The organism is Mycobacterium sp. GA-0227b, from assembly GCF_001499855.1.
Lineage (GTDB): Bacteria > Actinomycetota > Actinomycetes > Mycobacteriales > Mycobacteriaceae > Mycobacterium.
The window spans coordinates 104,059-116,759 of the sequence record NZ_LQIK01000007.1 but is presented as its reverse complement, the minus strand read 5'-3'; the positions used below and the strand labels follow the sequence as shown (position 1 = coordinate 116,759).

At 68.9% G+C, this 12,701-nt stretch carries 14 protein-coding genes; 6 read left to right on the top strand and 8 right to left on the bottom strand.

What is annotated here, in order from left to right; all coding sequences use genetic code 11:
* Positions 1-17: 17 nt before the first annotated feature.
* The 4 genes from AU185_RS08280 to ctaC form a co-directional block, all read right to left on the bottom strand.
* Positions 18-677, bottom strand: a complete 660-nt coding sequence (locus tag AU185_RS08280; protein WP_059098903.1) for a DUF2561 family protein — start codon at positions 675-677, stop codon at positions 18-20.
* Positions 677-1,471, bottom strand: coding sequence for an MmpS family transport accessory protein (locus AU185_RS08275; RefSeq protein ID WP_059156957.1), 795 nt, complete (start codon positions 1,469-1,471; stop codon positions 677-679). Before AU185_RS08275 ends, AU185_RS08280 begins: the two co-directional genes overlap by 1 nt.
* A gap of 198 nt (positions 1,472-1,669) precedes the next feature.
* Complete coding sequence (locus AU185_RS08270) at positions 1,670-2,089, bottom strand: cytochrome c oxidase subunit 4 (protein ID WP_059098901.1); 420 nt, start codon at positions 2,087-2,089, stop codon at positions 1,670-1,672.
* A gap of 9 nt (positions 2,090-2,098) precedes the next feature.
* Positions 2,099-3,145 (bottom strand): aa3-type cytochrome oxidase subunit II, encoded by a 1,047-nt coding sequence (ctaC, locus tag AU185_RS08265; RefSeq protein WP_059098900.1) that lies wholly within the window; start codon positions 3,143-3,145, stop codon positions 2,099-2,101.
* 129 nt (positions 3,146-3,274) lie between these two features.
* Between ctaC and asnB the strand changes: the two genes are divergently transcribed.
* Positions 3,275-5,206, top strand: coding sequence for an asparagine synthase (glutamine-hydrolyzing) (asnB, locus tag AU185_RS08260; protein WP_059098899.1), 1,932 nt, complete (start codon positions 3,275-3,277; stop codon positions 5,204-5,206).
* Here asnB and AU185_RS08255 read toward each other — a convergent pair whose 3' ends face one another.
* Positions 5,207-6,181 (bottom strand): carbohydrate kinase family protein, encoded by a 975-nt coding sequence (locus tag AU185_RS08255; protein ID WP_059098898.1) that lies wholly within the window; start codon positions 6,179-6,181, stop codon positions 5,207-5,209.
* Between the two features lie 120 nt (positions 6,182-6,301).
* Here AU185_RS08255 and AU185_RS08250 point away from each other — a divergent pair, with 120 nt between their 5' ends.
* Positions 6,302-6,934 carry an Rv0361 family membrane protein gene (locus tag AU185_RS08250; RefSeq protein ID WP_059098897.1) on the top strand — a complete coding sequence of 211 codons (633 nt, stop codon included), beginning with the start codon at positions 6,302-6,304 and terminating at the stop codon, positions 6,932-6,934.
* Between the two features lie 10 nt (positions 6,935-6,944).
* On the opposite strand, the gene AU185_RS08245 is transcribed toward AU185_RS08250, so the two are convergent.
* On the bottom strand, positions 6,945-7,301 hold the full coding sequence (locus AU185_RS08245) for a HesB/IscA family protein (protein ID WP_059098896.1): 357 nt from the start codon (positions 7,299-7,301) through the stop codon (positions 6,945-6,947).
* A 122-nt stretch (positions 7,302-7,423) separates the two neighbouring features.
* Here AU185_RS08245 and AU185_RS08240 point away from each other — a divergent pair, with 122 nt between their 5' ends.
* Genes AU185_RS08240 through AU185_RS08225 form a run of 4 tightly spaced genes read left to right on the top strand, consistent with a single transcriptional unit; the run spans position 7,424 to position 10,406 of the window.
* On the top strand, positions 7,424-8,098 hold the full coding sequence (locus AU185_RS08240) for a DUF3043 domain-containing protein (RefSeq protein ID WP_082683794.1): 675 nt from the start codon (positions 7,424-7,426) through the stop codon (positions 8,096-8,098).
* 5 nt (positions 8,099-8,103) lie between these two features.
* Positions 8,104-8,628: a bifunctional adenosylcobinamide kinase/adenosylcobinamide-phosphate guanylyltransferase gene (locus AU185_RS08235; protein WP_059098895.1), complete on the top strand. Its 525-nt coding sequence runs from the start codon at positions 8,104-8,106 to the stop codon at positions 8,626-8,628.
* On the top strand, positions 8,625-9,680 hold the full coding sequence (cobT, locus tag AU185_RS08230; RefSeq protein WP_059098894.1) for a nicotinate-nucleotide--dimethylbenzimidazole phosphoribosyltransferase: 1,056 nt from the start codon (positions 8,625-8,627) through the stop codon (positions 9,678-9,680). Before AU185_RS08235 ends, cobT begins: the two co-directional genes overlap by 4 nt.
* Before the next feature lie 3 nt (positions 9,681-9,683).
* Positions 9,684-10,406, top strand: coding sequence for an adenosylcobinamide-GDP ribazoletransferase (locus AU185_RS08225; protein WP_059098893.1), 723 nt, complete (start codon positions 9,684-9,686; stop codon positions 10,404-10,406).
* A gap of 21 nt (positions 10,407-10,427) precedes the next feature.
* On the opposite strand, the gene AU185_RS08220 is transcribed toward AU185_RS08225, so the two are convergent.
* Both AU185_RS08220 and gcvT read right to left on the bottom strand, forming a co-directional pair.
* Positions 10,428-11,534 (bottom strand): branched-chain amino acid aminotransferase, encoded by a 1,107-nt coding sequence (locus AU185_RS08220; RefSeq protein WP_059098948.1) that lies wholly within the window; start codon positions 11,532-11,534, stop codon positions 10,428-10,430.
* A gap of 23 nt (positions 11,535-11,557) precedes the next feature.
* Entirely contained in the window at positions 11,558-12,661 is a 1,104-nt protein-coding gene (gcvT, locus tag AU185_RS08215; protein ID WP_059098892.1) for a glycine cleavage system aminomethyltransferase GcvT, read from the bottom strand.
* Between the last annotated feature and the right edge of the window lie 40 nt (positions 12,662-12,701).

Sequence of the window (12,701 nt, the reverse complement as noted above, 5' to 3'; positions counted from 1 at the left end):
CGCCCGCTTTGAAGAACTTACGCGCTCTGCTGATCCGGCAGAGCGCGTAGTTCTTTGAGGTAGAACCACGGCACCACGGGCATGGCCAGCGTGACAAGCGCGGTCAGCACGTAGAAGACCCACGCCGCGACGTTGCTGTCCACCGCCATCAGGTAGGTGGCCACGCCGATGGCCACCATGGCGACACCGATTGCGCACGCGATCACCACGGCGCAGCGCAGCCACACCAGATCGACGGCTGCCGAGCCTGGCTCGGAGGCTTCGAGACTGCGCAGCGGTCTGGGCGCCGCGTAGGCCGACTGGGCCTCGAGCCCCGCCCTTGCCCCCGCCGGCTTCAGCTTCTCGGTGGCCGGCGACGCTGGACGGGCTGCCTGTGGCGGTTCGGCCAGGGCTTCCCGGCGCGCTCGCAGCAGCAGCGGCACGGCCCCGATGATCACCACCGCCGAGATGCCGATGACGGTGTAGAGCAGCCAGGGCGTGCCGGCGTCTCCTGGGGACTCGGCGTGCCCCCGGCCCAGGTCCACCAGCGCCACGGTGGCGGCCACGCCGGTGCCGAGGGCGACCAGCCAGATTGCCGCGCAGGAGCCGAGCAGGATGCGGTCCGTGCGGTCCAGTTCGCTGGGATCCAGTGCCGGGCTCAACCGTGAACGCCCCGACGCGTCGGTGTCGTAGGTCATCAGCAGCTGGTCTGCGCGGAGTTGTTGGTGTTCGACGACAGCACCGTCCCGTCGCTCGTGGTGATCGAACAGTTGAGCCGGCTGACCAGGAACAGGCTCGACGCCTGCACCGACCCGACTTCGGACTGCGAGATGGGTGTCACGGTCAATGACCACGGGATGTAGACGTTGCGCTGGGTGCGGCTGCGCCCGGACGCGTCGATGTAGGTCACGGTGATGATGTCTCCCGGTGCTTTGGTTCCCGTCACCGAGTAGGTGACCTGGCGCGGGCCCGCGCGGGTCGTCGTGGGCGGCGGTGACGGCGGCTGTGTGGTTGCCGGCGCCGGCGGTGGCGGCGGCTCGGCGGGTGCGGGCGGCGGAGGCGGCGGTGTGGTGGTGGTGATCTCGTCTTGCACCGGCGGTGCCACGGTGGTGGTCGAGGTTTCCGGTGTGGCGAGATTGTCGGTGTCGGTTCGGGTCACCAGTACCGAGACCGACGCCACCAGCGCGATGGCCGCGACGATCGCCGCCACGCCGACGACCCACGGCCACCGGGGCGGGGTGTGCTGGTCGACCGGGTCGCCCGGTTCGTAGCTGTCGTAGTCGTACAGCGACGCGTCGGCGGGCACGTACGGGCCCGCAGTGAACTGCTCGGACTCCGGCGCCGAGTACGCCCGCGAGTAGAACTCCGTCTCGCTGGTGTCCGGAGCCGGCTGGTCACCGGCGGTTTGATCCGGCTCCTGCCTCGGCTCCTGACTCGGCTCCTTAGCCTGGAAATCCGCCCCTTCGTCATCCGGGGGATTCGGCCCGCTCATTTACGCCTATCCTTCTCGACTACTCAACCGGCGCGACACGCCAACAAGGTCCACCGGCTCGGCCGGCGGCGGCTGACCGTGCCTCGGCAACATTACCCAACCGCCTCACCCGGGTGGATCACGCGGCGCGGTCTACCGGTGAAGTGGTGGTCTGATTGTGACCTTGCGCCGCCCGCACCGCGGGCTGCCCCTTGTCGGTCAGTGCTTCTCGGGACCGGTGTAGTACTCGAACACCAGGCCGGCGACCGTAGTGACCACGAAGCAGATGCCCGCCACGATGAGCCAGGGCAGCCACAGCGCGACACCGACCGCGGTGATCGACGCCGACAGCGCGATCATCACCGGCCACCAGCTGTGCGGGCTGAAGAAGCCGAGCTCGCCGGCGCCGTCGCTGATCTCGGCGTCCTCGTAGTCCTCCGGCCGGGTGTCCAGGCGCCGGGCCACGAACCGGAAGAAGGTGCCGGTGATCAGGGTCAGGCCGGCGGTCAGCACCAGCGCGGTGGTGCCCGCCCACTCGATGCCGCCGTACTGGAACATTGCGGTCAGCACGGCGTAGACGACGGCGGCGAGGATGAAGAACGCGGTCAGGAACTCGAACAGCCGGGCTTCGATATGCATGTGATGTCCCTACTTGCTGGCCTGCGATTGCTGGGGCGCCAGTTCACCGCGACGGGTGTCGAACGGTTGGGTGGTGACGGCTTTCGGCGGCTGGTTGATCGCCTGCAGCGCCTGGGCATTGGTCTTGCCGTCGATGCGCTGCTGCAGATACGCCTTGAAGTCGTTGGGCTCCACGACCCGTAGCTCGAAGTTCATCATCGAGTGGTAGGTGCCGCACATCTCCGTGCACCGCCCGACGAAGGCGCCGGTCTGGTTGATCTCGCTGATCTGGAAGGTGTTGTCGGAGTTGTTCGCCCGCGGGTCGGGCATCACGTCGCGCTTGAACAGGAACTCCGGCACCCAGAACCCGTGGATGACGTCGGCCGAGGCGATCCGGAACTCGATGCGCTTGCCCGACGGCACCACCAGCACCGGGATCTCGTTCGACGACCCCAGCGTCTCGACCTTGTCGAACGCCAGATACGAGCGGTCCTGCGGGTGCTTGCCCGCAATCACGCCGAACTCGCCGCCGTGCTCGCCCTCCAGGCCCTCGGGACCGGACGCCACCGCGGCCGCCCGCTCGGGGTCGGCGCCGTCATAGTTGAACGTGCCGTCGGAGAAGTTCACCTTCTGGTAGCCGAACTTCCAGTTCCACTGGAAGGCGGTGACGTCGACGACGACTTCGGGGTTCGGTTCCTCGTGCAGCATCCTCTCCTGCACCACCACGGTGAAGTAGAACAGCACCGAGATGATCAGGAACGGCACCACGGTCAAAACCAGTTCCAGCGGCATGTTGTAGCCGAACTGGCGCGGCAACTCGGTGTCGGTCTTCTTGGCCCGGTGAAACGCCGAAGTCCAGAAGATCAGGCCCCACACGATCGCGCCGACGACCAGCGAGGCGATCACGGAGCCGATCCATAGTTCGCGGTTGAGGTGGGCTTCGGGGGTGATGCCGTTCGGCCACCCCAGACCCAGCACCTCGGACCAGCTGCAGCCGCTGAGCAGCAACGCCGTAGCACCCAGGACGATTGACAGCGACGCCGTTCGCGCCACCGCCTTCAGCCCGCGAGGTGTCACGTTGAAGCCTCCTAGAAGTCGGTGACGCGCGACCGCGGCGCGGTCAGTTTCCGGAGCGAATACTACGCAGCGTAGACCACGCCCGGGTGCCGGTCTGAACACACCTCATCGATTAGGCATACTGGCGCCGTGTGCGGACTGCTGGCCCTGTTGCGTGACCCGTCCGCTGAGCTCTCCCCCGGCCTGGTCGAGGCGGTGTCCGGGGCGTCGCATCTGATGCGTCACCGCGGCCCCGACGAGCCCGGGACCTGGTCGGACGATCGGGTCGTGCTGGGGTTCAACCGGCTGTCGATCATCGACATCGCGCACAGCCATCAGCCGCTGCGATGGGGACCGCCGGAAGCGCCCGGCCGCTATGTGCTGGTGTTCAACGGAGAGATCTACAACTACCTCGAACTGCGGAAGGAGTTGTCGGCCCGCCACGGCGCGACTTTCACCACCGACGGTGACGGCGAGGCAATCATCGCGGCCTACCACCACTGGGGCACCGACGCGTTGACCCGGCTGCGCGGCATGTTCGCGTTCGCGCTGTGGGACTCCGAGCGCGGTGAGCTGTTCTGCGCCCGCGACCCGTTCGGCATCAAGCCGCTCTACCTGGCCGGTGGCGCCGGGGGCACCGCGGTCGGCAGCGAGAAGAAGTGCCTGCTCGACCTGGCCGACACGCTGGGCATCGACCTGTCGATCGACGAGCGCGCCGTGCAGCACTACACCGTGCTGCAGTACGTGCCGGAGCCCGAAACCCTGCAACGCGGCGTGCGCCGGCTGGAGTCCGGCTGCTACGCGCGCATCCGCCCGGGCGGCCAACCCGAGGTGACGCGCTACTTCCATCCTCGGTTCGCCGCAGTGCCTTTTGTGGCAGGACGCGAGCAGGAGCGCTACGACGAGATCACCGCGGTGCTCGAGGATTCGGTCGCCAAGCACATGCGCGCCGACGTGACCGTCGGCGCATTCCTGTCCGGCGGTATCGACTCGACTGCGATCGCCGCGCTGGCCATGCGCCACAACCCGCGGCTGATCACGTTCACGACGGGTTTCGAGCGTGAGGGCTTCTCCGAGGTTGACGTCGCGGTCGCCTCGGCCGAGGCGATCGGCGCCAGACACGTCGCCAAGGTGGTCAACCAGGCCGAATTCGTCGCAGCGCTGCCCGAAATCGTTTGGTATCTCGACGAACCCGTCGCCGATCCCGCGCTGGTACCGCTGTTCTTCATCGCCCGCGAGGCCCGCAAGCATGTCAAGGTGGTGCTGTCCGGCGAGGGCGCCGACGAGTTGTTCGGCGGCTACACCATCTACCGGGAGCCGTTGTCGCTGCGGCCGTTCGAGTATCTGCCCCGGCCGCTGCGGCGGTCACTGGGGCGGGCGTCGCGGCCGCTGCCGGAGGGACTGCGTGGCAAGAGCCTGCTGCATCGCGGCTCGCTCACGCTCGAAGAGCGCTACTACGGCAACGCGCGCAGCTTCTCGGACGCGCAGCTGCGGGCGGTGCTGCCCGGCTTCCGCCAGGAATGGACGCACACCGACGTGACCGCACCGGTGTACGCCGCGTCGGCGGGGTGGGATCCCGTCGCCCGCATGCAGCACGTCGACCTCTTCACCTGGCTGCGCGGCGACATCCTCGTCAAGGCCGACAAGATGACCATGGCGAACTCGCTGGAACTGCGCGTGCCGTTTCTGGACCCCGAGGTCTTCGCGGTCGCGTCCCGACTCCCCTATGACCAGAAGATCACCAGGGCGACAACCAAATTCGCGTTGCGCCGAGCGCTCGAGCCGATCGTCCCGGCGCATGTGCTGAACCGGCCGAAGCTGGGCTTCCCGGTGCCGATCCGGCATTGGCTGCGGGCCGGCGAGCTGCTCGAGTGGGCTTATTCGATGGTCAACTCATCACAGGCCGGCGGCCTGATCGACCTCGCGGCGGTACGCACCATGCTCGACGAACATCGCAGCGGCACAAGCGATCACAGCCGCCGGCTGTGGACCGTCCTGATCTTCATGCTGTGGCATGCGATCTTCGTCGAGCACAGCATCACTCCGCAGATCGGCGAGCCGACCTATCCCGTGCAGCTGTAGCTACTTGAGCGCCTGCGCGATCTCCGCGGCGGCCTCGTCGCCGTAGGCGTCGCCGAGCCGCTGCACCGCCTCCTGAGGGTCCCAGCTCCACTCCTGCGGGCCCGGCGCCTCGAACACCAGCACGGCCACCAGCGAGGCGAGCTGAGCGGAGCGCTCCAGGCTGAGCCCGGCGCTGCGACCGGTCAAGAAGCCGGCGCGGAACGCGTCCCCGATGCCGGTCGGATCTGCCTTGTGCTTTTCGGGCACCACCCCGACGTGGATGAACGTGCCGTCCGAGCTGACCAGGTCCACGCCCTTGGGGCCCAGCGTGGTGACGCGCAACCCGATCTGGCTCATCACCTGCGCCTCACTCCAGCCGGACTTCTGCAGCAGCAGGTCCCACTCGTAGTCGTTGGTGAACAGATAGGTGGCGCCGTCGATCAGCTTGCGGATCTCCTCACCGGTCAGCCGGGCCAACTGCTGGGAGGGATCGGCGGCGAAGGCCAGGCCGAGCCGGCGGCACTCCTCGGTGTGCAGGAACATCGCGTCGGGATCGTTGGCGCCGACGATCACCAGTTCCGGCGTGCCGATCCGTTTCGTGAGGTCGGCCAGCGAGATGTTGCGCGCCTCGGACATGGCGCCCGGATAGAACGACGCGATCTGCGCCATGGCGTCATCGGTCGTGCAGACGAACCGAGCGGTGTAGGCGGTCTCGGAGACGAGCACGCTCTCGGTGTCCACCCCGACGGACTCCAGCCAGCTGCGGTAGTCGTCGAAGTCGCGGCCGACGGCGCCCACCAGCGCCACGTCACCGCCCAGCACACCGATGGCGAACGCCATGTTGCCCGCGACCCCGCCGCGGTGCACGACCAGATCGTCGACAAGGAAACTCAACGAGACTTTCTGAAGGTGATCGGGCAGCAGTTGTTCGGAGAATCTCCCCGGGAACCGCATCAGATGGTCGGTCGCAATCGATCCGGTCACCGCAATTGTCACGAACTATCCCCTTCATTTGTTAAGTCGCCTAGGTAATTCTAGTGCGCTAACCTGCCTACAAAAGCCCGTCAGCCACTGTAGACAGGCACCTTCCTGGCCACCTCCCGGGGGAGCAAAGCGATGACCGGTCCGTACCCGCCCGAATACGGCGCTGGACCGACCGCCCCGCAAACGTATCCTCAACCGTTCCCGTACCCGGAGAACATGCCCTCGGCGTATCCGGGCACTCTGCCGCCGCCGGTGCAGTACCGGAAACGGCGGCGGTGGCCGATCGTGGCCGCAGTGGTGCTGGCGGTGGCGGTGATCGCGGCGGTGGTGGCCGGAATCGTCTTCGCCGGCGGCGACGAGGATGCACCGCAGTCGAGCGCGCTGAGCGAGGCGTCGGCCAAAGCCGCGATCCAGGAGTATCTGGACGCGCTGACCAACGGCGACACCGAGACCGTGGCGCGGCACACCCTGTGCGGGTTGTTCGACGCGGTCAAGGAGAAGCGCTCGGATCTGGCGCTGGCCAGGTTGTCCGGCGATGCGTTCCGCAAGCAGTACAACAGCGCCGAGGTCACGTCGATCGACAAGATCGTGATGCCCTCGCCGAATCAGGCGCAGGTGCTGTTCACCATGCGGGTGACGCCGGCCAGCGGATCACGACGGGACCGGCCCGACACCGACGAACAGCAGGCCGTCGCCCAGCTGCTGTCGCAGGGCAACGAGATCCTGGTGTGCTCCTACCTGCCGCGCACGGGCGGCCAGTACTGATCTGGTCCGGTCAGTTGAACGAGTCGCCGCAGGCGCACGAACCCGTGGCGTTGGGGTTGTCGATCGTGAAGCCCTGCTTCTCGATGCTGTCGACGAAGTCGATGGTCGCACCCTGCACATACGGCGCGCTCATCCGGTCCACCGTCAGGTTCACGCCGCCGAACTCCACGGACAGGTCACCGTCGAGCGACCGGTCGTCGAAGAACAGGTTGTAGCGCAGGCCGGCGCAGCCGCCCGGCTGCACGGCGATACGCAGGGCGAGGTCGTCGCGGCCCTCCTGGTCCAGCAACGCCTTGGCCTTGGCGGCGGCAGCGTCGGTCAGGATCACGCCGTGGGTGGCGGTTGCCGACTCTCCCTGAACTGTCATTACGTCTCCTGTGAGGCCTCATCGGGTGCGCGTTACTGGTTCAACGGTACCCCGTTCGGCCGCTATTCCCGAGTCTGTCCCCAGGCCGTCGCGGCCGTCTGCGGCAGAAGTAACCTGGCAGCGTGAACCTGCTGGGCCGTAAGAAAGACAAGGAACCCGACTCGGGCACCGGTGTGGCCGACGCCACAGTGGAGACGGAGTTGGCCGAGGACGCCACGGCGGCGCGCACCACGGCCCCCAAGGGCAGGCCGACGCCCAAGCGCGACGCCCGCAAGCGCGGGCCGGTGGCGCCCGCGCCGATGACGGCCGCCGAGGCGCGTCGCCGCCGCAAAGAGATGCGCTCCAAACTGAGCCGTGAGGAACGCCGAGCGGACAAGGCCGCGCGCCGCGAACAGATGACCCAACGCCGCGAGAAGATGATGGCCGGCGAGGAGGCCTACCTGCTGCCGCGGGATCGTGGACCGGTGCGCCGCTATGTGCGCGATCTGGTGGACTCCCGCCGCAACGTGCTCGGGCTGTTCATGCCGTCGGCCCTGGGCCTGATCTTCGTGATGCTGGCGGTGCCCTCGGTACAGGTGCAGCGCCTGATCTCCCCCGCGATGCTCGTGCTCGTGCTCATCATGGTGATCGACGGCTTCATCCTCGGCCGGCGCGTCAACCGTAAGGTCGACGCGAAATTCCCTGACAACACCGAAACCGGTTGGAAGCTCGGGTTTTACGCGGCCAGCCGCGCCTCGCAGCTGCGCCGGATGCGGGCACCCCGTCCGCAGGTGAACCGCGGCGACAAGGTCGCCTGAGCCCGGTGCGCACCCTGGTGCTCGGCGGCATCCGGTCGGGTAAGTCGCAGTGGGCCGAAGCGGCGCTCGCCGATACCGGTTCGCCACCGCTGCGCTACCTTGCTACCGGGCCTGCGCCCGCCGACGATCCCGACTGGGCTGCCCGGGTCGCCGCCCACCGGCAGCGCAGGCAGGATCGGTGGTCGACCGTCGAAACAGCAGATGTGGCAACGCAATTGCGGACCGAACACATCGCAACCCTGGTCGACGACATCGGCTCATGGCTGACCGCGGCGATGGACAGGTCGGGCGCGTGGACCGGCGGCTCGGTCGCCGCGGACGTCGACGATCTGCTCGACGCGGTGGGCGGGTTCTCCGCGCCGCTTGCGGTGGTCAGCCCCGAGGTCGGGCTGACCGTGGTGCCCGCGACGGCGGCGGGCCGCCGATTCGCCGACGAACTGGGTTCGCTCAACCAGCGGCTCGCCGCGGTGTGCGACCGGGTGGTGCTGGTCATCGCCGGACAACCCGTCTCGGTGAAGGAGCCGGTGTGACGGACTTTCCCGCCGTAGAGTCACCCGACGCCGACGTGGCCGCCGCCGCGCGGGAGCGGCAGAACCGGCTCACCAAGCCGCCCGGCTCGCTGGGCAGGCTGGAGGACCTCGCGGTCTGGGTCGCATCGTGCCAGGGGATGTGCCCACCTCGGCAGTTCCAGCGGGCCCGGATAGTCGTGTTCGCCGGTGACCACGGCGTCGCAGCGGCCGGGGTGTCGGCCTACCGGGCCGATGTCACCGCGCAAATGGTCGCCAACTTCGATGCCGGCGGCGCCGCGATCAACGTGCTCGCCGAGGTGGCGGGCGCAACCGTGCGAGTGGTCGACATCGCGGTCGACACGCCGCAACCGCACTCACCGTCGGTCGGCGCGCACAAGGTGCGCCGCGGCAGCGGCAACATCGCCGTCGAGGACGCCTTGAGCGCCGACGAACTCACCGCGGCGCTCGAGGCCGGTCGGCGGATCGCTGACGACGAGGTGGACTCCGGCGCCGACCTGCTGATCGCCGGCGATATGGGCATCGGAAACACAACTCCGGCAACGACTTTGGTTGCGGCGCTCAGCGACTCGGAACCGGTCGCCGTGGTCGGTCGCGGCACGGGCGTGGACGACGCGGGGTGGGCACGCAAGACCGCCGCGGTCCGCGACGCGCTGTACCGCGGCCGCGCCAGCGTCACCGATCCTGCTGCGCTCCTGCGGATCTGCGGTGGCGCGGATATCGCGGCGATGGCCGGCTTCTGCGCCCAGGCCGCCGTGCGGCGCACGCCGCTGCTGCTCGACGGCCTGGTGGTGACCGCGGCGGCGTTGGTGGCCGAGCGCCTTGCGACGGGCGCCCGCCTGTGGTGGCAGGCCGCACACCGATCCCCCGAACCGGCGCACGCGGTGGCACTGGATCGGCTTGGCCTCGATCCGATCCTGGACATGCGGATGCGCCTCGGCGAGGGCACCGGGGCGGCGGTCGCGTTGCCTGTCGTACGGGCGGCGGTGGCCGCGCTGGCGTCGATGGCGACGTTCGACGAAGCGGGCGTCACCCCTGCATCCGAGGAGTACTAGCCCGTGATCCGTTCGCTCACCGGGGCGTTCGCGTTCGGCACCGTCCTCCCGGCGCCCACCACGGCGGCATTCGGCCGCGGGGCACTGACCGCGTTGCCGGTGGCCGGCGCCGCGATCGGCGGGCTGGCGGCCGCAACGCTGTGGGCGGCGTCGTGGGCGTTCGGGCCGGGACCCCTGGCGGGTGTGTTGGCGGTGGCGGTGGTGGTGGCGCTGACCCGCGGGCTGCACGTCGACGGGCTCGCCGACACCGCCGACGGGCTGGGCTGTTACGGGCCGCCGGAACGCGCGCTCGAGGTGATGCGCGACGGCTCGGCGGGTCCGTTCGGCGTCGCCGCCGTGGTCATTGTCCTCCTGGTGCAGGCTTTCGCGTTCGCCGGGTTGACCTCCGTGGGGTTGGTGGCGGCGGTCGTGGCGGGTCGCGTCGCGGCGGTGCTGGCGTGCAGGCGCGGCGTGCCCGCCGCAGCGGGCAGTGCGCTGGGCGCACGGGTCGCGGGCACCCAACCGGTCGCGGTGGCCGCCGCGTGGATCGTCGCGGCCGCGGCGTTGGCCGCGTTCGCCGGCCCGCGGCCGTGGCAGGGGCCGCTGGCGGTGATCGTCGCGGTGTCGTGCGGGGCGCTGCTCGTGGCGCACTGTGTCCGGCGCTTCGGCGGCGTCACCGGAGACGTGCTCGGCGCCGCGATCGAGGTGACGACCGCTGTCGCCGCACTGGGTCTCGCCATCCGCTGAGCGGCGCCGGGGAACGCCGGCTCAGCCGAGTCGGGCCATCCAGCCGTGGGTATCGGCGAAGGTGCCGCGCTGGATCCCGGTGAGCGTGTCGCGCAGCGCCATCGTGATCTCCCCCGGCCCGCCGTCGGCGATGGTGAACTCGCCGTCGGCGTGTTTGACGCGGGCGACCGGGGTGATGACCGCCGCGGTGCCGCAGGCGAACACCTCGGTGATCTCGCCCGCGGCCGCCTTCTTCTGCCACTCGTCCACGTCGATCTTGCGCTCTTCGACCGTGAAACCGGCGTCGGAAGCCAACTGCAGCAAGGAATCTCGCGTTACGCCGGGCAGGATGGAGCCGCTCAGCTCGGGCGTGACGAGCCGCGCGGACCCGCCGCTGCCGAACACGAAGAACAGGTTCATCCCGCCCATCTCTTCGACATAGCGGCGTTCGGCGGCGTCCAACCACACCACCTGGTCGCAGTCGTTGTCCGCGGCCTGGGCCTGCGCTAGCAGCGAAGCGGCGTAGTTGCCGCCGAATTTCGCGGCGCCGGTACCGCCCGGGCAGGCCCGCACGTATTCGGTGGACAACCACACGCTGACCGGTTTGATGCCGCCCTTGAAATAGGCACCTGCGGGTGAGCCGATGACGAGGTAGCGGTATTCGGTTGCGGGCCGCACGCCGAGACCCGGCTCGGTCGCGAACACGAACGGCCGAAGATACAGCGACTCCTCACCGCCGGCGGCCGGAACCCAGGGCTCGTCGACGGAGATCAGCTGGCGCAGCGACTCGATGAACACCTCCGCGGGCAGTTCCGGGATCGCGAGTCGACGCGCCGAGAGACGTAGCCGTCGGGCGTTCGCCTCGGGCCGGAACGAGACGATCGAGCCGTCCCCCCAGCGGTAGGCCTTGAGCCCCTCGAAGATCTCCTGTGCGTAGTGCAGCACGATCGCCGAGGGGTCGAGCTCGATGGGGCCGTACGGGATCACCCGCGCGTTGTGCCAACCCTCACCCTCGGCGTAATCGATCGACACCATGTGGTCGGTGTGGTACCGGCCGAATCCGGGATTGGCCAGTATCGAGGCCCGTACCTCGTCGCTCGCCGGGTTCGCATTGCGCTCAACCGTGAACTCGAGGGGACCGTCAGTCATGCAGCGATTGTATATCCGCACCGCTACCGGGTTTTTGCCGCGACGAACGGCGGTTTGACCACCTCACACTCGACGGCGCGGCCGCGGACGTCGACCGTGACCAGCTGCCCGTCGGCGATGTTGCGGTCGGTGTCGATCAACGCCAGCGCGATGCCGACTTTCAAAGTCGGAGAGAAGGTTCCCGACGTCGTCACGCCCACCGGACGGTCGCCGTCGAGCACCGTGAGCCCGGCGCGCAGCACCCCCCTTCCGACCGCCCTCAAGCCGCGCAGCAGTCGACGCGGGCCACTCGCCTTCTCGGCCAGCAACGCTTCACGCCCCCAGAACGCATCTTTTTTCCAGCCGATGGCCCACCCGCAACGCGCCTGCAGCGGTGAGAAATCCAGCGACAGTTCGTGGCCGTGCAGCGGATAGCCCATCTCGGTGCGCAGGGTGTCGCGCGCGCCGAGACCCGCCGGCTCACCGCCCGCCGCCGTCACCGTCTCGAGCAGTGCGTCGAACACCGCGTCCGCGCGGTCCCACGGAGGCAGCAGCTCATAGCCGTGCTCGCCGGTGTAGCCGCTGCGGCAGACGCGTACGGGAACCCCGCCGAACTCGGCGTCGGCATAACCCATGTAGTCCATGTCGGTCGGCAGCCCGAGCGCGCCGACGACCTGCGCTGATTTCGGACCCTGGACGGCGAGTACCGCGTACGACCGGTGTTCGTCGGTGATCGTCAACTCGGCAGGGGCCTCGCGCCGCAGCGCCTCGACGACCGCGGCGGTGTTGGCGGCGTTGGGCACCAGGAAGATCTCGTCATCCGAGACGTAGTACGCGATCAGGTCGTCTACAACTCCGGCGACGCCGCCTACATCGGTGCAGCACAACGTGTATTGCGCCTTGCCCGGGCCGATGCGGCGCAGGTCGTTGGTGAACGCGGAGTTGACGTACTCGGCCGCGCCGGGCCCTCGCACCAACGCCTTGCCGAGATGGCTGACGTCGAACAGCCCGACCGATGTCCGGGTCGAGGTGTGCTCGCTGACCGTCCCGGCGTACGAAACCGGCATCAGCCACCCACCGAACTCGGCAAAGCTCGCCCCCAGTTCGCGGTGGCGGTCTTCCAGTGGGCCGTGTTCGACTTCGCTCACGGAAATCCACCCTAACCGGGGCGTCGACGCTGGCAGACTC

Coding starts and splice junctions, on each gene's coding strand:
- AU185_RS08280 (WP_059098903.1), bottom strand. CDS start 677: ATGACCTACGACACCGACGCGTCGGGGCGTTCACGGTTGAGCCCGGCA.
- AU185_RS08275 (WP_059156957.1), bottom strand. CDS start 1,471: ATGAGCGGGCCGAATCCCCCGGATGACGAAGGGGCGGATTTCCAGGCT.
- AU185_RS08270 (WP_059098901.1), bottom strand. CDS start 2,089: ATGCATATCGAAGCCCGGCTGTTCGAGTTCCTGACCGCGTTCTTCATC.
- AU185_RS08250 (WP_059098897.1), top strand. CDS start 6,302: ATGACCGGTCCGTACCCGCCCGAATACGGCGCTGGACCGACCGCCCCG.
- AU185_RS08245 (WP_059098896.1), bottom strand. CDS start 7,301: ATGACAGTTCAGGGAGAGTCGGCAACCGCCACCCACGGCGTGATCCTG.
- AU185_RS08220 (WP_059098948.1), bottom strand. CDS start 11,534: ATGACTGACGGTCCCCTCGAGTTCACGGTTGAGCGCAATGCGAACCCG.